Origin of the sequence: Staphylococcus hsinchuensis, assembly GCF_038789205.1 — a bacterium.
Lineage (GTDB): Bacteria > Bacillota > Bacilli > Staphylococcales > Staphylococcaceae > Staphylococcus > Staphylococcus hsinchuensis.
Map to the genome: position 1 here is coordinate 1,114,104 of NZ_CP128355.1, position 23,322 is coordinate 1,137,425.

A 23,322-nucleotide genomic window follows, 5' to 3' on the forward strand; every position below is an offset into this window, starting at 1 on the left:
GCACCTCTTTTGTCTAGTTATTTTAATATTGATTCTAACGCTGATTTTAAGTTTGAATATTTAAATTCGAAATTGATCGCTTGAAGTTTGTTAGGGATTACTTTTTGAGTATCTAATACGACTGTCGACATTTCACCGAGTAGTAATCTAAGAAATGGTGCGGGCACCCAAGTATAATGTGGACGCTCTGTCACACGTGCAATCGTATAGCCGAACATATTTTGACGTTCGATGATAGGCGCTGTGAAATTAAATACACCCTGAGCTTTATCGGAATTAATTGTGAAAAGAATAGCTCGAACTACATCATCAATGTGAATCCATGAGTACCATTGCCTACCTGAACCAACCTTACCACCGACATTTAATTCATAAGGTAGTTTCATTAATGGTAATGCACCGTCTTGATTTGAGAGTACCATACCAAATCGTCCAATGATGACGCGTGTACCTAAAGTCTCAAACTGTCGAGCTTTACGTTCCCATTGATAGACCACTTCAGATAAGAAATCAAAAGGTAACGTTTGATCTAGTTCAGTATAGGTACGATATAAATCAGGCGGGTAATACCCGACAGCACTCGCATTAAAGAACACTGACGGCTTATGTGTGCGGTCTTTAAATAAGTCGTATAAAGCTTGTGTAGCTTTCAGTCGACTTAACATAATTTCTTGTTTATACGATTGTGTCCATCGTTGATTTAAACTAGCACCTGCGAGATTGATTACAAAGTCGATGTCACTTGGAACTTGTGATTCCCAATTTGGCTGTGACCAATTGATATATGTTATTTGTGATTGTGACGTTTGAATATTCTGTCTCGTTAATACAGTGATATGGGCTTCACTATGGACAATGGCATTGATTAACTCTGAACCGATCATACCAGTGCCGCCTGTAATTAAATAATTTTTCAAATAGATCACCTCTTCGCTATGTATTCTATTATACGAATGTTAGTGAGTAGCTACAATTTATTTAATACGCAAATGACATATAGTGTTCAAAAATTAGTCATCAATATGTCATTAAGTTGCGTTGAAATCTATTTTATTTGAGGTTATATAGATTTATAATTAAAGTACCTTCGATAGAAATTAATCATCTCTTAATTATTTCAGTATACCCATAATATACTTACGAAGGTAAATATCTAACTCCCTTTAGTAATGAGCCTGAGACGTTACAACGTTTCAGGCTTTTGTAAGTTACAAATGAAAGTTGAGTAAGTAAGGGGTATTGCTGAAGGTGGTTACGAAGAGTTAGATGTTACTTCAAAAAATAGTGTATTTTTTGCATAGTCGTCCATTTCTCTTTATACTAACGTTAGTTATAGATTAGTGAATAAAGATCTGAGATATAACTAAAGCAGTAATTATAAGTGTAACTATTATTAATAATAAAATAACTATTTGTTTCTTCGATTTTGGTTGAGATTCATAATCATCGTTTTCCGACATCATACGTCGTAATCCTTTTTGCTTGTGATTATCTGTTTCATTGAAGATATCATGCGGATTGTAGTTATTATTAGTCATTAAAAGGGTCACTTCCTGTAATAGTTAATAAAGTGTAAAATGTGTTTATTTTAAGAAATAATACTGTTCAGGGTTTGAGTACTTCTGAAACAGTTAAAAGGGAAGTAGCTATTTTATTAGCGACATACTCATGGTAACATGTTAATGGCTAAAAAATAATAGATTAAAAGTTGTTGCAGTTTAAAAAAATTCGTGTAGAATATATTTTTGTTATTTTGAAACAATGTCACTTGAGAAATAAATTTATTGAAATGAAGTGAGGGGAGCATATGTCGAACCGAAATGGTGGAATGAGTTCTTTTGCTAAAATTGTTAGTGGCGTTATCGTTTTATTATTGATCAGTGGTTTAGTGTTTGCAGTATTTGCATTCGTTGATCATTCTAATAAGGCTAAAGAACGCTTAAACGAACAAAAGCAAGAAGAGAACAAAGATAAAGATAAGAAAAAAGACGATAAAAAGGATGAGGATAAAGACAAAGATAAAGACAAAGATAAAGACAAAAAAGATAATGACTCATCTAAACAAACACAACAAACACAACAGAAACAACAACCAAGTAAAACAGTAGAAAAATCAACAGAGCAGAAACCAACAAAAGAACAAACTTCTGAAAAACGTAGTACTCAAGAGCCATCAACACGTGAAAAACGTACGACAGAAGAAAAATCAACACAAGAGCGTACACAAGAAAAATCCACTGAAGAAAAAACACAAGAAAAACGCACTTCAGAAAAACCATCTACACAACAAAAATCAACAGAGCAACGTTCTACAACAGAGCGCTCAACGCAAGAACCTTCAACAAAAGAAAAAACAGCTGAAGATGACTCAAAACAACAATCATCCCAAGAAGGCAATAGTGCGAAACAACAAGCTTCGACAGAGGAAAAAAAAACTAAACAATCAACTAGTCAGTCTTCTTCGCAACAACCAAAATCATCTGAACAGTCATCAAGTAAACAACAATCAAGCAAACAACAATCTAACCAAAATAGTGGCCAAAGCTCATCACAAAATAGTGATGAGCCATCATCAAGTAGTGATTCTAGCTCAAATAGTAGTTCACAATCCTCTGAACAAAGTGACGAGGACTAAAAAATAACTGGCAGTCAGAATGTAAATCATCCTGACGTGCCAGTTTTTTAATACGTTAAAATGGGAGATTGAATAAAAAGTTTAATAAAATAGTGAGTAATATTGAAAGTATAATACTAGTTAAACAACCGCCAAAACATCCAAATGGACCGCAACCCATTATTCTAAAACCAGTGCCATTCATTTCGCTAAATTGCTCTGACGTATGTCTCTCATCTTCAAAGTGATCTGATCCTTTATAAGATGGATCATTAGGATCTATTACAGTAGGTTCATCTTTTTTAGTCATAGTCTATCCTCCTTCTAATTACAAGGCGTTTGAGTTTATGTTTTATAGATTTTGTAATCGTTAATTTTTTATTTTAATATAAAAATTAATACGACTAAGTTTTAAAATTTCTTATATATAATCTTTTCCTCTAAATCAGGCTTTAAACATCTATGATTAAATTTCAAATTAAAGGGTAATGTATGAAATATAGTTACAAAGTAAACTGAGTATGTATTGGTAAAAAAATTGTAGCAAGTTTTTCTCTTGCATTTCTATAACGATAGTAGTAGGATTGCAACTGTAGAGGTTATATTTTTTTGTCCCACCAGGGACAATATTAGTCAATCCGTGGTTGAAACTTGACCCTTTATTTACACAAGGAGGAGGATAGTAGTGAAAGACTTGATAAAAATTCAACAGAATCTAGTTCCAGAACTCGTTGAAAAAATGTATCGACGTTTTTCAATTCTCACTACTATCTCAAAATATCAACCAGTGGGGAGACGAAGTTTAAGTGAGTATATGGATTTAACTGAGCGTGTGTTACGTTCTGAAACAGATGTGTTAAAGGAACAATCACTCATAAAGGTTAAACCAACTGGTATGGAAATCACAGATAAAGGTGAATCCACTATTCGACAATTGCAAAGTTACTTTAATAGTTATTCTGATGAACATCATCTCGCTCAATCAATTAAAGAGCAATTTAACATTCAAGATGTATTTATTGTGCCAGGTGATTCTGATTCTGATAAAACAGTTAAAGTTGAACTATCGACGCAAGGTGGACAGCTCGTTGAAGAGGTGTTACACGAAGATGCAGTTGTTGCAGTGACTGGTGGCTCAACAATGGCATATTTAAGCGATGCTATGCATCGGCAACCCTATAGTGTATTTTTCGTCCCAGCACGTGGTGGTCTTGGCGAGAATGTGATTTACCAAGCAAATACAATTGCCGCAAGTATGGCACAACAAACAGGTGGCGATTATACAACATTATACGTTCCGGATAATGTAAATGAATCAACTTATAATACGTTAATGTTGGAACCTTCTGTGATTCAAACGCTCAGTAAGATTAAAGAATCCGATATTACAGTTCATGGAATTGGTGATGCGCTGAAGATGGCACGTAGACGTCAATCGTCAATCGAAGTCATCGAAAAACTTCAACATCATAAAGCTTCAGGCGAAGCATTCGGATATTATTTTGATGATCAAGGAAATATTGTTCATAAAGCAAGAACAATTGGACTTCAATTAGAAGACCTTGAATCAAAGAAGTTTATTTTTGCCGTTGCAGGGGGTAAGTCAAAAGGAGAAGCAATAAAAGCTTATCTTTCAATAGCTCCTAAAAATACAGTGTTAATCACTGATGAAGGTGCGGCAAATATTATCGTAAATCATAGTAATAAAAAGTGATTTCACTTTTTAAATATCATTATAAAGGAGGCTATTATCTATGGCAGTAAAAGTAGCAATTAATGGTTTTGGTAGAATCGGTCGTTTAGCATTCAGAAGAATTCAAAAAGTTGACGGCATCGACGTAGTAGCAGTTAACGATTTAACTGACGACGAAATGTTAGCGCATCTATTAAAATATGACACTATGCAAGGACGCTTCACAGGAGAAGTTGAAGTAGAATCAGATGGTTTCCGCGTAAATGGTTCAGAAATCAAATCATTCTCAGAACCAGATCCAAGCAAATTACCTTGGAAAGACTTAGACATCGATGTAGTACTTGAATGTACTGGTTTATTCACTGAAAAAGAAAAAGCAGAAGCTCACATCGAAGCAGGTGCTAAAAAAGTATTAATCTCAGCACCAGCTAAAGGTGACTTAAAAACAATCGTATATAACACAAACCATGACCAATTAGACGGTTCAGAAACAGTTGTTTCAGGTGCTTCATGTACAACTAATTCATTAGCTCCAGTAGCTAAAGTATTAAATGATGACTTTGGTTTAGTTGAAGGCTTCATGACAACAATCCACGCATACACTGGTGACCAAAGTACACAAGATTCACCTCACCGTAAAGGCGACAAACGTCGTGCGCGTGCTGCAGCAGAAAACATCATCCCTAACTCAACAGGTGCTGCTAAAGCAATCGGCTTAGTAATCCCTGAAATCGATGGTAAATTAGATGGCGGTGCGCAACGTGTACCTGTTGCAACTGGTTCATTAACTGAATTAACTGTTGTATTAGAAAAAGACGTTACAATCGAAGACGTAAACAAAGCAATGAAAAACGCTTCAACTGAATCATTCGGTTACACTGAAGACGAAATCGTTTCATCAGATGTAATTGGTATGACTTACGGTTCATTATTTGACGCTACTCAAACACGTGTTATGACAGTTGGAGATCGCCAATTAGTTAAAGTTGCAGCTTGGTATGACAACGAAATGTCATATACTTCACAATTAGTACGTACTTTAAATCACTTAGCATCACAATCTAAATAAGATTGAATTAAAATATTAATTTAACAAGCTCATTGTGCTGTGTTAAATTTAACTAAAAGCTTAGGAGTAAGCGGGGAGCACAAACGCTTCTCCGCTTATTTTACTTTATTGTTCCATTAAGAGGAGGAAATTTAGATGGCTAAAAAAATTGTATCTGACATAGAAGTTAAAGGTAAAACTGTTCTTGTTCGTGCGGATTTCAATGTTCCAATGAAAGACGGAGAAATCACTGATGATAACCGTATCGTTCAAGCTTTGCCTACAATTAAACATTTAATTGAAAATGGCGGGAAAGTCGTTTTATTCTCACATTTAGGTAAAGTTAAAGAAGAAAGCGATAAAGAATCATTAACATTAAAACCTGTAGCTCAAGAACTTACTGACAAATTAGGTCAAGAGGTTAAATTTGTTCCTGAAACACGTGGCGAACAACTTGAGCAAGCAGTAAAGGAATTAAATGAAGGTGACGTGTTATTAGTAGAAAATACACGTTTTGAAGACCTAGATGGTAAAAAAGAATCTAAAAATGATCCTGAACTAGGTAAATACTGGGCGTCTCTTGGAGATGTATTTGTAAATGACGCATTCGGAACAGCTCACCGTGAACATGCTTCAAACGTAGGTATTGCATCTAATTTAGAAACAGTAGCTGGATTCTTAATGGAAAAAGAAATTAAGTATATCGGCGGTGTTGTTGAGAATCCTGAAAAACCAGTAGTAGCTATACTTGGTGGAGCTAAGGTTTCAGACAAAATCGGCGTAATTACTAACTTATTAAAAATTGCGGATAAAGTATTAATTGGTGGAGGCATGTCATACACATTCTTTAAAGCGCAAGGTAAAGAAATTGGCCAATCACTATTAGAAGAAGATAAAATTGATTTCGCAAAAGAATTACTAGATCAACATGGCGATCAAATCGTATTACCAGTTGATTGTAAAGTAGCGAAAGAATTTTCAAATGATGCTGAAATCACTGAAGTATCTGTAGATGAAATCCCAGAAGACCAAGAAGCGATGGACGTTGGTCCGAAGACAGTTGAACTATTCAAAGAACAACTTCAAGGTGCTCACACAGTAGTTTGGAATGGACCTATGGGTGTATTCGAATTCAGCAACTTTGCAAAAGGAACAATTGGTGTTTGTGAAGCCATCGCTGAATTAAAAGACGCTAACACAATTATCGGTGGCGGCGATTCTGCAGCAGCAGCAATCTCTCTAGGGTATGCTGATGACTTTAGCCACATTTCAACTGGTGGCGGTGCTTCATTAGAATATCTAGAAGGTAAAACATTACCAGGCGTACAAGCTATTTCAGATAAATAATTTACACACGAACGTATATTAAAAATGATATGTATCATTCGTTTATGAATATATAAAACTAATAAATAGGAGTGTAATATAATGAGAAAACCAATTATTGCAGGTAACTGGAAAATGAATAAAACAGTTCAAGAAGCGAAAGATTTTATTAATGAATTACCAGTATTACCAGATACTAAAGAAGTAGAATCATTAATTTGTGCACCAACTATTCAATTAGATGCACTTGTTACTTTAGTAAATGACGGTAAAGCTGAAGGCCTACAAATAGGTGCTCAAAATGCATTTTATGAAGATAATGGTGCATTTACTGGTGAAACATCTCCAGTTGCATTAGCAGATTTAGGTGTTAAATATGTAGTTATTGGACACTCTGAACGTCGTGATATTTTCCACGAAACAGATGAAGAAATTAACAAGAAAGCACACGCTGTATTCAACCATGACATGACACCTATTATTTGTGTAGGTGAAACAGACGAAGAACGCGAAAGTGGTAAAGCTAACGAAGTTGTTGGCAATCAAGTTAAGAAAGCTGTTGAAGGTTTATCAGAAGAACAACTAAAACAAGTTGTCATCGCGTATGAACCTGTTTGGGCTATCGGTACTGGTAAATCATCTAACGCACAAGATGCAAACGAAATGTGCGGACATGTAAGACAAACAATTGCTGATTTAGCAAATGATGATGTGGCTCAAGCTACACGTATTCAATATGGTGGTAGTGTTAAACCTCATAACATCAATGAATACATGGCTCAATCAGACATTGACGGCGCACTTGTTGGTGGCGCATCACTTAAAGTAGATGATTTCGTTCAATTGTTAGAAGGTGCTAAGTAATATGGCAAAACAACCTACTGCTTTAATCATTTTAGATGGTTTCGCAAATAGAGACAGTGAACATGGTAACGCTGTGAAACAAGCGAACAAACCTAACTTTGATCGTTATTATAGTAAATATCCAACAACTCAAATCGAAGCAAGCGGCTTAGATGTTGGACTTCCAGAAGGCCAAATGGGTAACTCTGAAGTAGGTCATATGAACATCGGTGCAGGGCGTGTTGTTTATCAAAGTCTTACACGTATCAATAAAGCGATTGAAGATGAAGGTTTCTACGATAACGAAGTGTTGAATAAAGCGATGGATCACGTTAAAGATAACGATTCAGCTTTACATGTATTCGGTTTATTATCAGATGGCGGAGTACACAGTCATTATGAACACTTATTTGCTATTTTAAAATTAGCTAAAAAACAAGGCATCGACAAAGTTTATGTGCATGCATTCTTAGATGGCCGTGATGTTGATCAAAAATCAGCATTGAAATACGTAGAAAAAACAGAAGAGAAATTTAAAGAAATTGGCGTAGGTCAATTTGCCTCTGTTTCAGGTCGTTATTATGCAATGGATCGTGACAAACGTTGGGATCGTGAAGAAAAAGCATACAACGCGATTCGTAATTTCGATGGAGAAACATTTGAATCTGCTAAAGCCGGAATCGAAGCTAGTTACGACAAAGATGTTACTGACGAATTCGTTGAACCATTTATCGTAGAAGGTCAAAATAATGGTGTGAATGATGGTGATTCAGTCATCTTCTATAACTTCCGTCCTGACCGCGCGGCACAACTTTCAGAGATCTTCACAGATAAAGCATTTGATGGATTTAAAGTAGAACGCGTAAATGACTTATTCTATACAACATTTACAAAGTATAACGATAACATCGATGCTGAAGTTGTCTTTGAAAAAGTTGACTTAAAAAATACAATCGGTGAAGTAGCACAAAATGAAGGTTTAAAACAATTACGTATTGCAGAAACAGAAAAATTCCCTCATGTGACTTACTTTATGAGTGGTGGACGTAACGACGAATTCGAAGGAGAACGTCGCCGTTTAATTGATTCACCGAAAGTTGCTACGTATGATCTTAAACCAGAAATGAGTGCTTACGAAGTGAAAGACGCACTATTAGAAGAATTAGACAAAGGTGACTTAGATTTAATCTTATTAAACTTTGCTAATCCAGATATGGTAGGTCATAGTGGTAAATTAGAACCAACGGTAAAAGCAATTGAAGCCGTTGATGAATGTCTAGGCGAAGTCGTGGATAAAATCATCGACATGGGCGGTCATGCAGTAATTACAGCTGATCATGGTAACTCAGACATGGTATTAACAGATGATGATGAGCCAATGACAACGCACACTACAAATCCTGTTCCAGTTATCGTTACTAAAGAAGGCGTAACGTTACGTGAAACAGGTCGTCTTGGTGATTTAGCACCAACATTATTAGACTTATTAAACGTTAATCAACCTGATGATATGACAGGTGAATCATTAATTAATGATTAATAACTTTCTTTAAAACAAAGCAATGGAGGGCTTATATAAAAGCTTTTCATTGCTACAAAACATAAGTGAAATATTTTGTATTTATAGTTGTAAAGGCTATAATGAAAATGAAATTTCATATTTCTAAACTACTCATTTAAAAAGGAGATTTTAAACATGCCAATTATTACAGATGTTTACGCACGCGAAGTCTTAGACTCTCGTGGTAACCCAACAGTTGAAGTAGAAGTATTAACAGAAAGTGGCGCATTTGGTCGTGCATTAGTACCATCAGGTGCCTCAACTGGTGAACACGAAGCCGTTGAATTACGTGATGGTGATAAGTCACGTTATTTAGGTAAAGGTGTTACTAAAGCAGTTGACAATGTTAACGAAATCATCGCACCAGAAATTGTTGAAGGTGAATTTTCAGTATTAGAACAAGTATCAATCGATAAAATGATGATTCAATTAGACGGTACTGAAAACAAAGGTAAATTAGGTGCAAATGCAATCCTTGGTGTGTCAATCGCAGTAGCTCGCGCAGCAGCTGACTTATTAGGCCAACCACTTTACAAATATTTAGGTGGATTCAATGGTACTGAACTTCCAGTTCCAATGATGAACATTGTAAATGGTGGTTCACACTCAGATGCTCCAATTGCATTCCAAGAATTTATGATCTTACCAGTAGGTGCTGAATCATTCAGTGAATCATTACGTTGGGGAGCAGAAATCTTCCACAACTTAAAATCAATCCTTAAAAATCGTGGTTTAGAAACAGCAGTAGGTGACGAAGGTGGTTTCGCACCTAAATTTGAAGGTACAGAAGATGCTGTTGAAACAATTTTAGAAGCAATTAAAGCTGTAGGATTAGAACCAGGTAAAGATGTATTCTTAGGATTTGACTGTGCTTCTTCAGAATTCTTCGAAGACGGCGTTTATAACTACGCTAAATTCGAAGGAGACAATGGTTCTAAATTAACTGCGGAACAACAAGTCGACTACTTAGAAGAACTTGTAAACAAATACCCAATCATTTCAATTGAAGACGGTATGGATGAAAACGACTGGGACGGTTGGAAAGTATTAACTGACCGTATCGGTGACCGTGTACAATTAGTAGGTGACGACCTATTCGTAACAAACACTGCCATCTTATCTAAAGGTATTGAAAATGGCATCGGTAATTCAATCTTAATCAAAGTTAACCAAATCGGTACACTTACAGAAACATTTGAAGCTATTGAAATGGCTAAAAAAGCTGGCTACACTGCAGTTGTATCACACCGTTCAGGTGAAACAGAAGATACTACAATTGCTGATATCGCAGTTGCCACAAACGCTGGCCAAATCAAAACAGGTTCATTATCAAGAACAGATCGTATTGCTAAATACAATCAATTATTACGTATTGAAGATGAATTATACGAAACAGGTAAATTTGAAGGATTAAAATCATTCTACAATTTATCTAAATAATAACAACTTAAATCATGAGTTCACGCTAACATTTAAGTGTTAATGTAACGTCAGCCAATGTCTTTCGATGTTGGCTGGCTTTTTATTTTAAAAGTATCTTTAAGTTCAACACTGAATGATCAACCTTAATTGTTCATATTTCCTATTGGAACTGATATAATTAGAATTGTAATTTATAGAAGGGATTTTTTACTTATATGGACGAACAGACTAAGTCAAGAGTTACGAAAACGGCGCATTTGTTAGCATATACTTCACTTGCGATTGCAATATTATATGCGATTCATGTATTTGTAGTAATAGACGATCATGTCGTTAAACAAATGTTATCTAATAGTGGACAGAAACCTACTGACAACGCTATTGGCCTCATAAGAAATAATTTACAATTCACAGGTGTGATGTACGTACTTGCGAATTTAGCCGGCATTATTGCTATATGGAATAAACATACTTACTTATGGTGGTTCATGTTTGCAGTATTTGTCGCACAAGTCTTGTATAACTTAGTAAATATTAGTTCTTTATTTGTTGCGATTAGTGACGTTAAGTCGCCACTGAATATCTTGCCATTGAGCATCGCTTTATTATTATCGATAATTATGGCAATTTATATGTTAATTGTTTCAATTAAAAGAAAAAGTACATTTAATAAGTAGTAATTTGCTAAATGTAATTCACGTATGGTATAATGCCACTCGTATATAATGAATGGAGGACAATTTTTATGCATACATTAATCATCATACTTTTAATATTAGATTGTATTGCATTAGTAACTGTTGTATTACTCCAAGAAGGTAAAAGTAATGGATTATCAGGCGCGATAAGTGGTGGTGCCGAGCAGTTATTTGGTAAACAAAAACAACGTGGCATCGATTTATTTTTGCATAGATTGACGATCGTTTTAGCAGTTATATTCTTCTTGTTAATGGTAGGCATAAGTTATTTTGGTTTATAAGGTCCGACGATTCGAAAGTCGGGCTTTTTTATTTGTGAGTTTAGCAAAAGATAGTTTTCCATTTATCATAAAAGTACAGTTGTTGTAAGGCGAAAGGATTGAATAACGATGCAAATTAAATTACCAAAACCATTCTTTTTTGAAGAAGGACCACGAGCTGTGTTATTGTTACATGGTTTTACTGGGAATTCTTCAGATGTCAGACAGTTAGGAAGATATCTCCAGAAAAAAGGCTATACTTCTTACGCTCCACATTATGAAGGGCATGCGGAACCACCTGAAGAAATTTTAAAATCAAGTCCACATGTATGGTATAAAGATGCACTTGATGGGTATGATTTTCTCGTAGAACAAGGTTATGAAGAAATTGTCGTGGCCGGATTATCATTAGGTGGATGTTATGCATTAAAATTAAGCTTAAATAGAGATGTAAAGGGTATTGTAACCATGTGTTCTCCTATGTATATCAAAACAGAAGGAGCAATGTTTGAAGGTGTACTAGACTACGCGTGTAACTTTAAGAAATACGAAGGAAAAGATGAGTCTACAATTGAGCAAGAAATGGCTGCCTTTAAACCTACTTCTACATTACATGAGTTGCAAAGCCAAATTAAAGATATTAGATCCCAAGTAGATGAAGTTATGGATCCACTATTAGTTGTCCAAGGGGAATTGGATAATATGATTAATCCTGATTCAGCAAACATTATATACAACGAAAGTGATTCAGATATTAAAGATATAAAATGGTATGCAAACTCTGGTCATGTTATTACAATTGATAAAGAAAAAGAAACTGTATTTGAAGATGTATACCAATTTTTAGAATCGTTAGATTGGTCCAAATAATAAAGTAGATAGAAAATAAGAAAGGAGGGGACAAAATGAATTTAAAACAATCCATAGAAGAAATTATTAAACAACCTGATTATGAACCGATGTCAGTGTCAGACTTTCAAGATGCGCTCGGTTTAAGTAGTGCTGATTCATTTAGAGAATTAATTAAAATATTAGTAGAATTAGAACAAACTGGTTTGATTGAACGTACAAAAACAGATAGATATCAACGCAAAGAAACTAAATCATCAAAGCAATCTAAATTAATTAAAGGTAAATTAAGCCAAAACAAAAAAGGCTTTGCATTTTTACGTCCAGAAGAAGATGATATGGAAGATATTTTCATTCCACCTACTAAAATAAACAGAGCAATGGACGGGGACACTGTTCTTGTTGAATTACAAAAATCTAAAGGTGAACATAAAGGTAAAGTTGAAGGTGAAGTCAAATCCATCGAAACTCATTCTGTGACACAGGTTGTAGGAACTTATAGCGAGGCGCGTCATTTCGGCTTCGTTCTGCCGGATGATAAACGTATCATGCAAGATATTTTTGTTCCTAAAGGTCAAAACTTAGGTGCAGTAGATGGACATAAAGTATTAGTTCAAATAACGAAATATGCGGACGGTACTGATAATCCAGAAGGTCATGTGTCAGCAATACTTGGTCATAAAAATGATCCAGGTGTAGATATTTTATCTATTATTTATCAACATGGCATAGAAATTGACTTCCCAGATAAAGTACTGGAAGATGCTCAAGCAGTACCTGAAGAAATTAAACCAGAACAAATTGAAGGACGCACAGATTTACGTGATGAACTAACAATTACGATTGATGGTGCAGATGCTAAAGACTTAGATGATGCGATTAGTGTGAAGAAACTAGATAATGGTAATACGCAATTAACAGTAAGCATCGCGGATGTAAGCTATTATGTGACTGAAGATTCACCACTAGATCAAGAAGCGTATGAACGTGCCACGAGTGTGTATTTAGTTGATCGCGTTATACCTATGATACCGCATCGTTTAAGTAACGGTATTTGTTCACTAAATCCGAAGGTCGACCGTTTAACATTAAGTTGTCAAATGGAAATTAACCAGCGTGGTGACGTTATAAATCATAGCATCTTTGATAGTGTCATTCATTCTAATCATCGAATGACTTATGATGAAGTAAACGAAATCATCACTGATCAAAATGAAGCAACACGACAAAAGTATCCAGACGTTACACCTATGCTAGATTTAGCACAAGATTTATCAAATCGTTTAATTGCGATGAGAAGACGTCGTGGTGAAATTGACTTTGATATTAGTGAAGCTAAAGTATTAGTAAACGATGAAGGTATTCCAACGGATGTCGAATTAAGACAGCGTGGCGAAGGTGAACGTCTAATTGAATCATTCATGCTTGCAGCCAACGAAACAATCGCTGAACACTTTGACAACTTACAAGTACCATTTATTTACCGTGTTCACGAACAACCTAAATCAGAAAGATTACGTCAATTCTTCGACTTTATTACGAACTTTGGTTTAATGATCAAAGGTACAGGTGAAGACATTCATCCATCGACATTACAGAAAATTCAACAAGAAGTTGAAGGTCAACCAGAACAAATGGTGATTTCTACTATGATGCTTCGTTCAATGCAACAAGCACGTTATGACGATGTAAACTTAGGTCATTTCGGTTTATCAGCTGAGTTCTACACTCATTTCACATCACCTATCCGTAGATATCCTGACTTAATCGTACACAGATTAATCCGTAAATATATCATTGAGCAATCCATGGATAATGAAACCCTTAATAAATGGGAAGAAATGTTACCTGAAATTGCAGATCATACTTCTACAAGAGAACGTAGAGCGATTGATGCAGAAAGAGATACGGATGAACTGAAAAAAGCAGAATACATGGTACAACATATCGGTGAAGAATACGAAGGTATTATCAGCTCAGTGGCAAACTTCGGTATGTTCGTTGAATTACCAAATACAATTGAAGGTATGGTTCATGTATCAAACTTAACTGACGATTATTACCACTTTGATGAACGTCAAATGGCAATGATTGGTGAAAGACAAGCTAAAGTATTCCGTATTGGGGATCCAGTAAAAATTAAAGTCGTTAATGTAGACGTAGATGAGCGTATGATTGATTTCCAAATTGTAGGTATGCCATTACCGAAAAATGATCGTGGCAGTCAAAGACCTGCAAGAGGAAAAACAATTCAAACTAAAACAAGAGGCAACGCTTTAGATAAGTCTAAAGACGATCGAAAAGGTAAAAAGAAATCAAAACAACGTAAGGGTAAAAACCAACGTAATAAAGATAAAAAAGGTAATACCAACCATAAACCATTTTATAAAGATAAAAAGGTTAAAAAGAAAGCACGTAAAAAGAAAAAATAACTCAACAAAGAGGTGAAACTCAATGCCGAAAAAGAAGAAAAAATCACCAGGAACATTAGCTGAAAATCGTAAGGCAAGACATGATTTCAACATAGAAGATACGATTGAAGCGGGCATTGCGTTGAAAGGAACTGAAATTAAGTCAATTCGTCGTGGTAGCGCAAATTTAAAGGATAGTTACGCACAAGTATCAAAAGGTGAAATCTTCCTTCAAAATATGCACATTGCGCCGTACGAAGAAGGTAACCAGTTCAACCATGATCCACGTCGTTCAAGAAAACTATTACTTCATAAAAAAGAAATATTAAAACTTGGCGACCGTACGAGAGAAATTGGTTATTCTATTGTTCCTTTAAAACTATATTTAAAGCATGGTAACTGCAAAGTATTACTTGGCGTTGCAAGAGGTAAGAAGAAATACGATAAACGTCAAGCATTGAAAGAAAAAGCAGTCAAACGCGATGTGGACAGAGAGATGAAAGCCCGTTATTAAGCGAAAGATATTGCCAAAGATATTAATCTTTGGTAATATTGAATATGCTTTCTAAAAAATGTCAGTTAATATAAGCATTTTTTCTAAGAGAATGCTTGTTAATTTTTATTAAGGGGACGTTCTTGGATTCGACAGGGGTCCCCCGAGCTGATTAAGCGTGTCGGAGGGTTGTCTCCGTATCAACACACACAGTTAAAATTAACTGACAAATCAAACGATAATTTAGCAGTAGCTGCGTAATAGCCACTGCATCGCCTAACTGCATCTCCTATGTGCAGTTAACGCGATTCAACCTTAGTAGGATACGCTAAACACTGCCGTTTGAAGTCTGTTTAGAAGAGAACTAATCAAACTAGCATAGTGTTGGTTGTCTGTCTCCTATCACTATGTGAAACTTACAGATAGACTACACACGTAGAAAGATCTGTATCAGGACCTCTGGACGCGGGTTCAAATCCCGCCGTCTCCACTATTGAGCCTACAACCCGCATGGTTGTGGGCTTTTTCATTTTTGTTGCCACAGAGCCTATAAAAAAAGCCATCATCCAAACATGAATAATGGCTACAACTATTTAGCAATTTCTTATATGTAAAGGGGCAATTTAATTTAAAAATCATTACTTTTTATCTTTTTACCCATATAAACAGTAAACTTATAATGAGTAATATATCTATTATTTTCATCAAGAATGAACCAAATTTGAGTATATGTATATCGCAAATGTAACCAACGATTGGCATAAAAATGCTCAATATTAATGTAATTAAAATAATAGCTAACAGTTTGCGTTGAGAAATATATTAGCCTCTTAACTTATGAAATTTAAGTTTTTGTTAAAACTAGGTGTGATATCTACACAATTGTATGTAAGTTGTGTGAATTTGCAAAATATCGTTTCTAGGTTTAAAATATATTTATATATGTTAAATAAGCTATGTTAAACGTGACGTTTAGTGTTATCTAAAAAGACTATTTTCAACAAAAAAGAAGCCACTCTACGGCAATAGAGTAGCTCCACACACATATTAGTCTTCTTTACGAACGCCTTTGAATGGTTCTGAATCTGATTTTACTTGCATGAATTCACCAGTTTCAGTATCACGTTTAACATAGCTATCGTTTTGAGGGTTTTTAACTTGAGAACGATCTTTTACTTGACCAGTACGTTCTTGATTGTTTGAGTTGTTATTATTTGTACTATTGTTATTATTGTTGTTGTTGTTATTATTGTTTGAATTATTTGTAGCCACAATAAACACCTCCTTCCTTGGTTGGTAATTATAGTATAACAATTGTAATTTTATAATAAAGTGAAACAAATGATTATAAAAGTAAAATTTTTGTTAATATTTTAACTTTCGATATCAAAGGCCTTTGATATAATTAAAAAGCATTTTATTTATTTTTTAGAAAAATAATCGTTAATATCTTTCATAAAATTAAAAATTTGGTTGATGGACGCACAATTTTATTGGTTGTGAGTTTTTTATCATTAAAAAAGTAGGCACAAAGGTGATTCGCCTTTGTGTCTACTTTTATTTTATACTTTAACAATGGATTAGCGCGACGACATATGAGTTATAAATGTATGTGCGCTTTAGGGAAGTGATAATTTTTAGGTTCTTTTGGTGGTATAATTGCTCTAGCAATCGTGAGTAAACCGACTTTACCACATAACATCACAATAACGATTAACAATTTAGTTATTCCATGATACTCCGGTGTTAAGTTCATTGACAATCCTACTGTACCAAAGGCTGAAACGACTTCAAATAGTATTTTAATAAAGGAAATCGTCGGGTTAATCATTGATATAATGAAAGTCATGAAAAATATAAATGCGATAGAAATATTGATTATCACAATAGACATTTTAATATATTTATCGAATATTTCTTTATTGAACAATGAAATACTGTGTTCTTTTCTTAAAGTGTTTAGCACAAATATGACAATAATCGCGAAAGTTGTAACTTTAACACCACCAGCTGCACTTAATGGTGCGCCCCCGATAAACATCAATAACATGAATAACAGGGCAGTAGGTGTCGTTATACTACCAATATCGACAGTGTTAAATCCTGCTGTACGCGTTGTGACAGATTGTAAGAATGCATTTCCTATCTTTTCAATAATACCCATGTGATTTAAAGTATTCGCTTGTTCAAGTAAGAAAAAGAGTACCATACCTGAAACAATCAAAATCGATGTTGTCGATAGTACAAGCTTTGAATGCAATGATAGTTTATTTAACTTTCTACAATATAATAAGTCTATAATTACAAAATGACCGAGACCGCCCATGATGATTAACAACGGAACAACAATTATGACCACTGGATCATTCGCAAAATGAATTAAATTGTCTTTAAATAATGCAAACCCAGCGTTGTTAAACGCAGATATTGATGTAAATATACTAATAAACACGCCTTTTCCTAAGCCGTATTTAGGAATAAATGTTAAACATAAACATAGCGCACCAATTGTTTCACTTACTATACTGTAAATTGCGAGATGCTTAATTAATTTAATAATGCCACCCGGTTCATCGATATTCCAAGTAACCATAATTAAGAATCTGTTTTTTATTGAGATCTTTCTATTTAAAATAACGAGTGTCAACATCGTCACCGTTACAATCCCTAAACCACCGATTTGAATCAGGGCGAGAATAACAAGCTCACCTAAGAGATTAAATTGGGTTCCTACGTCAACGGGAGATAAGCCAGTCACTGTAAATGCACTCGAAGCTACAAATAACGCATCAATAAAATTGATAGGTTTTTTACCGGTGTACGGTAAATAAAGTAACAATGCTCCTATTATCGTCGTTGATAGAAATAAGAGTAGATAGAAATATAATGGTTTATTTACTTTGCTCATTTTTTAATCACCATTCATTGAAAATTTAAAACCTCTTAAAGGATAATAACATAATACCCAGTATATACTAATATAAATTTTTTTGTTACCAAAATTAAAAATGAAAGTGCAAAAAAGAGTATGTATTACAAGGTTCGGGTTTGAAAGTGTTAATCCCTCGTAGAAAGATATTCGCATGCACTTGTTTAGGTAGATAGAATATGAAATTATTATAAAAAGAGAACGTAGAAATCTATTTATTTAAGTAAGGAGACCAACGATGTCATTAGCAGAAATTGTTATGTTACTTTTAACAGTGACTGTGGTGCTTTTTATAATTATTTTTAATTTAATATTAGATAAATCATTAAAATATACAATTATTGCTATGATTGTGCATTCTATACTGTTATTTTTAATTAGAGTTTTTTGGGCAGGTCACTCAGTTACTTCTTCAATAATGAAGTCGTTTGATATTTTAGAAGTCATTGCTATCGTTGTCGTGGCCGTCGTGTTTTTTAAAAAGAGAAAGACGTAATATCTTACATAAATGATTTATTATTAAACATACATCAATTGATATTGCTTTTTAAAGTTTTCTCTTTGATAATAGTACGGAATTGAAGTGTAGTTATTTTAAAGGTGTGAAATGATATGATATTGATTAGTGCTTGTCTGATAGGAGAAGCGGTACGATATGATGGAGGTCATAAATTAGATCAAAGATTGAAAGACCTCGTAGATAAAGGAGAAGCGATTACTGCTTGTCCAGAGTTGCTTGGAGGACTTTCTGTTCCAAGAGAACCGTCTGAAATCGTAGGTGGAGACGGATTTGATGTATGGAACGACGAGGCTAAAGTGATGACCGTGACAGGTAGAGATGTTACTGAAGCATTTAAAACAGGTGCCAAGCAGACGTTAAAGATAATACAGTCATTTGAGTGCGATACGGTAGTTTTAAAATCGAACAGCCCTTCATGTGGTACACGGACGATTTATAATGGGCAATTTAATGGGGGGAAAACAGCAGGCCCCGGCGTATTATCAGCATTATTAAGTGAATACAACATACGTGTTTATGATGAAGTAGAATTTTTAGCTACACTTGTAGAATAATTTAAAAATTTAGTTATTCTGATTATTGTGTTTTTTACAAAGTAGTTAAATTTAGTTATATTACATTCATCTATATGTAATCTTTTAGAAAAGTGACTATGATATATTATCCCAGGATTAAAGGTGAAGTAATTTAAAACAACTTAATTGTTTTTGTCTTTAATAATGATATTTTTTGAAAGGGATATGTATGTCTAAAGTTATATCGCGTTTAATAATCATGTCACTTGTTACTTCGATATGTATATTTTTAACTCATGAAACAGTTTCAGCTGCTACCGAAAATGAAGCAATTACCCATGTTGATACGCTTGAAGGTAAAGGTTGGGATTATGATAACGCTTATGGATGGCAGTGTTTCGACCTCGTTAATGAACAATGGGATTATTTATATAACCATGGTTTGAAAGGGGCTTATGCAAAACAAATACCATTTGCCAATGACTTCACAGGGGAAGCGACTGTTTATAAAAATACACCAGAATTTAAAGCTAAGGCAGGGGACATCGTCGTATTTAATGATAACTATGGTAACGGTGCTGGACACACGGCAATCGTTACAAACGGCAATGCAGATGGTAATTATTATAAATTTGAGTCACTTGATCAAAACTGGTACGGCGGTGGCGCAACACGAACTGAAGTAGCACATAAGGTAGTTCATAATTATGATACCGAAATGTGGTTTATAAGACCTAAATATAATTAAGCAAAAATCAAACTTCCCTTAGAAGTTATCGTACGTGTGAGATGACATTTGAGGGGAGTTTTAATATTTCACCATGTGACAAAAGTGTAAGCTCACTGCCCATGTGTCTTTGTTAATATAAATGTATAGAATACTAGGGGGAATAAAATGTTATTTAATAGTACAGCTTCTCTTCTAGCCATCGGATTCTTGGTATTTGGTATTAGTGCAATGATATATATGAGTTATGAAATGTATAAAGCCCTTATAAAAAGTCACAAAAAAATGAATCTAGAACCTGGAATATATACTTTATTGATAGCTGCAGTGTGTGGTATTGCGTTGTTAGTCATAATGACTGTACCAAGTTAATATAAAAAGAAATGTGTGAGGAGTGGGACAGAAATCGAATTTTTAATAAAGGTTTCGTAGTCCCACCCGGGCAAGAATGACTAGGATTGAAAAAGCTTAATCTAAGCGCATTTTCAATTCAGACATCTACTGCCAAATTGACAAAGAGTCTGAGACACTTATTTTTGTCTCAGACTCATAATTTTTATTAAGAGGGATTTAAAATAACATAGTAAGTGCAAATACAAATAAAATAATTGCTAATATAATTAAAATGATACCGAATATACGCACTTTTCTTGATTGTGTATGAACCGCTTTACTTTCATATTCATTTGCGTTTGTAGTTCGAGTTAATTCACGTTTACTTTCACGGAATGAAAAATATGCGAGAACAAGTAAAATAATGCTGGTTAATATAAAAATAATTGCTAAAATATTCAATTTGGAGCCTCCTGTTGTTCAATGGAAAATGAAATATCTGAATGCCAGGTAATAACATAACGTAAGTAGATTAAATATATTGTACTACACTTAAGTGCGATAAATGATTGTATAAATTTATCGTTAAGATTATTATGATTACTTATGGTTATAATAATTGTCTTTTTATTTGAAAGCGTTTTGATTTTGTATATTAAATATGATTATATGCATTAAGTTGTAAGATGTCTAGTTTTGTAAATAGAAGTCGTAAGAAATACTGAAATACGCATAGACTTAATAATTGTAGGGCGAAAGGCCTGGTGTGGAAATGAGTGTATTAGGGTAAATTATTTATACACACATGATTTAATAATTAGTATGATTAAAGGGATGAGATTATGAAAATTAAGACATTTCATATGCAATATGAAGAAAATTTTGAAGAATTTGATCAACGTGTCAATCAATTTCTCGATGAAATATTGAAACAACATCATTATTCTGTCGTGAGCGTTACGCCTACAGTTACGAATAGTGTTGAAGGTGTAGATTATTTTATAACAGTAGTTTATAAACAAGGTTAAAATATATCGTGTTTATAATTAGAATATCAGTTTAATTTGATATTGAAAGGGAATCGCACAGTGAGATGTTTAATAGATAAAAATAAGGTAATGGGAGTGTATTAAATTGAAAATAATTGCTATGAGTATTTTCGTAGATGACCAGGAAAAAGCAAAAAAGTTTTATACTGAAAAATTAGGATTTGAATTAGTGCACGATAAAGATTTAGGAAATGGATTTCTTGGTTAACTGTTAAAGAAGCACATTCAAACAATCCAGTAGAAATAGTACTTGAACCTAATGAAAGCATGATTGCGAAAAACTATCAAGAAGGGTTACTTTCAGCAGGAATACCTGCTACGATGTTTGGTGTTGAAAATCTAGAAGATACTGTTAAAAATTTAAAAGATGCCGACGTTGAATTTCATACAGAACTTTCAGAAATGAGCGGTGTTAAATATGCTATTTTCAAAGATACTTGCGGTAATTTAATACAAATAATTGAACAATAAAATTTCATTAATTAATTGGATAAAGAGATTCGGATAGACGCCATGATTCAAAATGTGCACTATCCGAGTCTCTTTTAATTTTAAATAGAATCTTTATTTTTTGAGTTTATGTATATTGATTATTTTTTCATTTTATCTATATCTTGTGAAACTAAAGTTAATAACTCTTCTGTTTCGTTATCAGTTAACTCATCTGAGCCTTTAATTCTTACAACGGTCCCCTTATCTGTTTTAACGTGGTAAACAGGCTCGTTGTCTTTATATACTTTACGCAATACTTCCATACCATCACCCTTTTTTCTAAAACAAACCAAAACACTCAAATATAATAAAGATAAACAATCGCATAGACATTTTATTTCATTCATCATTATATAAAATAAATGATAATGTATTATCCTAATGATAACTTTTTTGTATTTTATTTTCCAACAGTTTGATTATAATGAATTCGAAATAAATAATGGTGTTTGAAATAAGGATGTTGGTTGCTTTGAAAAAATTTATCCATAAGTGGAAGGGACATAGAAAACCGTCGTAAAACATTCATTTTACGACGGTTTGTATACTATTGGTACATTTGAAATATTACAAATCAACAATTGTTAATTTGTGATGTTGTTCATCTACTTCAACTTTTAATGCTTTGCTATTATTTTCAACATGTGTTGCAACAACTTGATTATTTTCAACGGTGAAAGTAACTTCACTTAAAATGCCCATTGCAAAATCATTAATTGCACTCACAATCGAAATAGAATGTTGGTCTTCTTGAATGGAAAATTCATGCTTACTTTGATTATCAATTTGCCAATCGGGGAAGTAAGTTAGTTTCAAAGTAAATGCCTCCTGAGTTGTGTTGAAATATCTATAATTTATAATAATCTAGCTAAATACGAGAGAAAAGACTATACCCACGACTCCGAAAACGATTAACATTACAGTTAAGCCGAGCAAAGATTCTTTCGCTTCACTAGAATTTCTTACTTTATATATAATTAAAGAGATAATACCACTGACTAAAAATATTACGGATAACCAAAATACGATCATAAAATGAACGCTCATATTGACGCACCTCCTCGAAACAATCCAAATACTATAAATAATATCCTTATTTTATCATTTATACCATTTCAGCAGTAGCAGAAAAGTTTCTTTTCCCTATAAGTTAGAAGAAAAGTCACTATTTTATTTTATATTTTCGTGTATAGTTACAATTATTTAATAAATATTTGTATTTAAGTTATACTAAAAATAGATTCTTAAAAAGGAGAGTTAAGTATGACTGAAGTAAATAAAGTGATTTACATCGTTTTAGCATTATTTTTAGGTAGTTTCGGCATTCATAAATTTTATGCTGGCAAAAAACTTTCAGGTTTCTTACATTTAGCATTCTGTTGGACATTTATACCACATTTAATCGCAATCATTAGCGCAATTATGACGTTATTCGTACCATCTGATGAAAATGGTAACATCGCTGTTTAATTTTCTATAAAACTTAAAAGTTAATGAAGACTTGTCTTTGATCGGATTTATTTTCAGCACAAAGAGCAA

Annotated in this window: 27 protein-coding genes, 1 other RNA gene and 1 pseudogene; 20 read left to right on the forward strand and 9 right to left on the reverse strand. The window is 33.8% G+C overall.

Going from position 1 to position 23,322, the window contains the following annotated elements; genetic code table 11:
- Positions 1-17: 17 nt before the first annotated feature.
- Positions 18-917: a TIGR01777 family oxidoreductase gene (locus tag QQM35_RS05515; protein ID WP_251519231.1), complete on the reverse strand. Its 900-nt coding sequence runs from the start codon at positions 915-917 to the stop codon at positions 18-20.
- Between the two features lie 420 nt (positions 918-1,337).
- Positions 1,338-1,538 carry a hypothetical protein gene (locus QQM35_RS05520; RefSeq protein ID WP_251519232.1) on the reverse strand — a complete coding sequence of 67 codons (201 nt, stop codon included), beginning with the start codon at positions 1,536-1,538 and terminating at the stop codon, positions 1,338-1,340.
- Between the two features lie 269 nt (positions 1,539-1,807).
- Between QQM35_RS05520 and QQM35_RS05525 the strand changes: the two genes are divergently transcribed.
- Positions 1,808-2,635, forward strand: a complete 828-nt coding sequence (locus tag QQM35_RS05525) for a DUF4887 domain-containing protein (protein WP_342610216.1) — start codon at positions 1,808-1,810, stop codon at positions 2,633-2,635.
- Between the two features lie 55 nt (positions 2,636-2,690).
- Here QQM35_RS05525 and QQM35_RS05530 read toward each other — a convergent pair whose 3' ends face one another.
- A complete protein-coding gene (locus tag QQM35_RS05530) occupies positions 2,691-2,924 on the reverse strand; it encodes a hypothetical protein (RefSeq protein ID WP_251519234.1) in 234 nt (77 codons plus the stop codon).
- Between the two features lie 375 nt (positions 2,925-3,299).
- On the opposite strand from QQM35_RS05530, the gene QQM35_RS05535 reads away from it, so the two are divergent.
- The 12 genes from QQM35_RS05535 to ssrA all read left to right on the forward strand — a co-directional run bounded on the left by QQM35_RS05535 (position 3,300) and on the right by ssrA (position 15,711).
- On the forward strand, positions 3,300-4,328 hold the full coding sequence (locus tag QQM35_RS05535) for a sugar-binding transcriptional regulator (RefSeq protein WP_251519235.1): 1,029 nt from the start codon (positions 3,300-3,302) through the stop codon (positions 4,326-4,328).
- Positions 4,329-4,368: 40 nt separating this feature from the next.
- Positions 4,369-5,376: a type I glyceraldehyde-3-phosphate dehydrogenase gene (gene gap / locus QQM35_RS05540; protein ID WP_342610217.1), complete on the forward strand. Its 1,008-nt coding sequence runs from the start codon at positions 4,369-4,371 to the stop codon at positions 5,374-5,376.
- A 135-nt stretch (positions 5,377-5,511) separates the two neighbouring features.
- Entirely contained in the window at positions 5,512-6,702 is a 1,191-nt protein-coding gene (locus QQM35_RS05545; RefSeq protein WP_251519237.1) for a phosphoglycerate kinase, read from the forward strand.
- 81 nt (positions 6,703-6,783) lie between these two features.
- On the forward strand, positions 6,784-7,545 hold the full coding sequence (tpiA, locus tag QQM35_RS05550; protein ID WP_342610218.1) for a triose-phosphate isomerase: 762 nt from the start codon (positions 6,784-6,786) through the stop codon (positions 7,543-7,545).
- 1 nt (position 7,546) lies between these two features.
- Positions 7,547-9,064 (forward strand): 2,3-bisphosphoglycerate-independent phosphoglycerate mutase, encoded by a 1,518-nt coding sequence (gene gpmI / locus QQM35_RS05555; RefSeq protein WP_251519239.1) that lies wholly within the window; start codon positions 7,547-7,549, stop codon positions 9,062-9,064.
- A gap of 156 nt (positions 9,065-9,220) precedes the next feature.
- Entirely contained in the window at positions 9,221-10,525 is a 1,305-nt protein-coding gene (gene eno, locus QQM35_RS05560) for a surface-displayed alpha-enolase (protein WP_251519240.1), read from the forward strand.
- Positions 10,526-10,722: 197 nt separating this feature from the next.
- Positions 10,723-11,184 (forward strand): hypothetical protein, encoded by a 462-nt coding sequence (locus tag QQM35_RS05565; protein ID WP_251519241.1) that lies wholly within the window; start codon positions 10,723-10,725, stop codon positions 11,182-11,184.
- A gap of 68 nt (positions 11,185-11,252) precedes the next feature.
- Positions 11,253-11,486: a preprotein translocase subunit SecG gene (gene secG / locus QQM35_RS05570; protein ID WP_251519242.1), complete on the forward strand. Its 234-nt coding sequence runs from the start codon at positions 11,253-11,255 to the stop codon at positions 11,484-11,486.
- Positions 11,487-11,594: 108 nt separating this feature from the next.
- The gene (locus tag QQM35_RS05575) at positions 11,595-12,335 is read left to right on the forward strand and encodes an alpha/beta hydrolase (protein WP_251519243.1); all 741 of its coding nucleotides are present in this window, start codon (positions 11,595-11,597) and stop codon (positions 12,333-12,335) included.
- 35 nt (positions 12,336-12,370) lie between these two features.
- Positions 12,371-14,746: a ribonuclease R gene (gene rnr, locus QQM35_RS05580; RefSeq protein WP_251519244.1), complete on the forward strand. Its 2,376-nt coding sequence runs from the start codon at positions 12,371-12,373 to the stop codon at positions 14,744-14,746.
- Positions 14,747-14,768: 22 nt separating this feature from the next.
- Positions 14,769-15,239, forward strand: a complete 471-nt coding sequence (gene smpB / locus QQM35_RS05585; protein ID WP_251519245.1) for an SsrA-binding protein SmpB — start codon at positions 14,769-14,771, stop codon at positions 15,237-15,239.
- Positions 15,240-15,351: 112 nt separating this feature from the next.
- Positions 15,352-15,711, forward strand: a transfer-messenger RNA (tmRNA) gene (ssrA, locus tag QQM35_RS05590).
- A 554-nt stretch (positions 15,712-16,265) separates the two neighbouring features.
- Here ssrA and QQM35_RS05595 read toward each other — a convergent pair.
- Both QQM35_RS05595 and QQM35_RS05600 read right to left on the reverse strand, forming a co-directional pair.
- Positions 16,266-16,490 carry a hypothetical protein gene (locus QQM35_RS05595; protein WP_251519246.1) on the reverse strand — a complete coding sequence of 75 codons (225 nt, stop codon included), beginning with the start codon at positions 16,488-16,490 and terminating at the stop codon, positions 16,266-16,268.
- A 328-nt stretch (positions 16,491-16,818) separates the two neighbouring features.
- Positions 16,819-18,126 (reverse strand): TrkH family potassium uptake protein, encoded by a 1,308-nt coding sequence (locus tag QQM35_RS05600; protein ID WP_251519247.1) that lies wholly within the window; start codon positions 18,124-18,126, stop codon positions 16,819-16,821.
- 259 nt (positions 18,127-18,385) lie between these two features.
- Here QQM35_RS05600 and QQM35_RS05605 point away from each other — a divergent pair, with 259 nt between their 5' ends.
- From QQM35_RS05605 to QQM35_RS05620, 4 genes are all read left to right on the forward strand, one after another.
- Positions 18,386-18,643, forward strand: a complete 258-nt coding sequence (locus QQM35_RS05605) for a hypothetical protein (RefSeq protein ID WP_251519248.1) — start codon at positions 18,386-18,388, stop codon at positions 18,641-18,643.
- A gap of 116 nt (positions 18,644-18,759) precedes the next feature.
- Entirely contained in the window at positions 18,760-19,221 is a 462-nt protein-coding gene (locus tag QQM35_RS05610) for a DUF523 domain-containing protein (RefSeq protein ID WP_251519250.1), read from the forward strand.
- 190 nt (positions 19,222-19,411) lie between these two features.
- Positions 19,412-19,930 (forward strand): CHAP domain-containing protein, encoded by a 519-nt coding sequence (locus QQM35_RS05615; RefSeq protein WP_251519251.1) that lies wholly within the window; start codon positions 19,412-19,414, stop codon positions 19,928-19,930.
- A 147-nt stretch (positions 19,931-20,077) separates the two neighbouring features.
- Positions 20,078-20,281, forward strand: coding sequence for a hypothetical protein (locus QQM35_RS05620; protein WP_251519252.1), 204 nt, complete (start codon positions 20,078-20,080; stop codon positions 20,279-20,281).
- A 198-nt stretch (positions 20,282-20,479) separates the two neighbouring features.
- On the opposite strand, the gene QQM35_RS05625 is transcribed toward QQM35_RS05620, so the two are convergent.
- Entirely contained in the window at positions 20,480-20,704 is a 225-nt protein-coding gene (locus QQM35_RS05625) for a hypothetical protein (protein ID WP_251519253.1), read from the reverse strand.
- A 380-nt stretch (positions 20,705-21,084) separates the two neighbouring features.
- Here QQM35_RS05625 and QQM35_RS05630 point away from each other — a divergent pair, with 380 nt between their 5' ends.
- Together QQM35_RS05630 and QQM35_RS05635 are read left to right on the forward strand one after the other, a co-directional pair.
- On the forward strand, positions 21,085-21,270 hold the full coding sequence (locus QQM35_RS05630; protein WP_251519254.1) for a hypothetical protein: 186 nt from the start codon (positions 21,085-21,087) through the stop codon (positions 21,268-21,270).
- Between the two features lie 106 nt (positions 21,271-21,376).
- Positions 21,377-21,762, forward strand: a pseudogene (locus QQM35_RS05635) (VOC family protein).
- Between the two features lie 119 nt (positions 21,763-21,881).
- Here QQM35_RS05635 and vraX read toward each other — a convergent pair.
- The 3 genes from vraX to tsaT form a co-directional block, all read right to left on the reverse strand.
- Positions 21,882-22,046 carry a C1q-binding complement inhibitor VraX gene (gene vraX, locus QQM35_RS05640; RefSeq protein ID WP_251519256.1) on the reverse strand — a complete coding sequence of 55 codons (165 nt, stop codon included), beginning with the start codon at positions 22,044-22,046 and terminating at the stop codon, positions 21,882-21,884.
- A gap of 304 nt (positions 22,047-22,350) precedes the next feature.
- On the reverse strand, positions 22,351-22,599 hold the full coding sequence (locus QQM35_RS05645) for a hypothetical protein (protein ID WP_251519257.1): 249 nt from the start codon (positions 22,597-22,599) through the stop codon (positions 22,351-22,353).
- A 48-nt stretch (positions 22,600-22,647) separates the two neighbouring features.
- Complete coding sequence (gene tsaT, locus QQM35_RS05650) at positions 22,648-22,830, reverse strand: type II toxin-antitoxin system toxin TsaT (protein WP_251519258.1); 183 nt, start codon at positions 22,828-22,830, stop codon at positions 22,648-22,650.
- A gap of 216 nt (positions 22,831-23,046) precedes the next feature.
- Here tsaT and QQM35_RS05655 point away from each other — a divergent pair, with 216 nt between their 5' ends.
- Positions 23,047-23,253: a TM2 domain-containing protein gene (locus QQM35_RS05655; protein WP_251519259.1), complete on the forward strand. Its 207-nt coding sequence runs from the start codon at positions 23,047-23,049 to the stop codon at positions 23,251-23,253.
- The last annotated feature ends 69 nt before the right edge of the window (positions 23,254-23,322 follow it).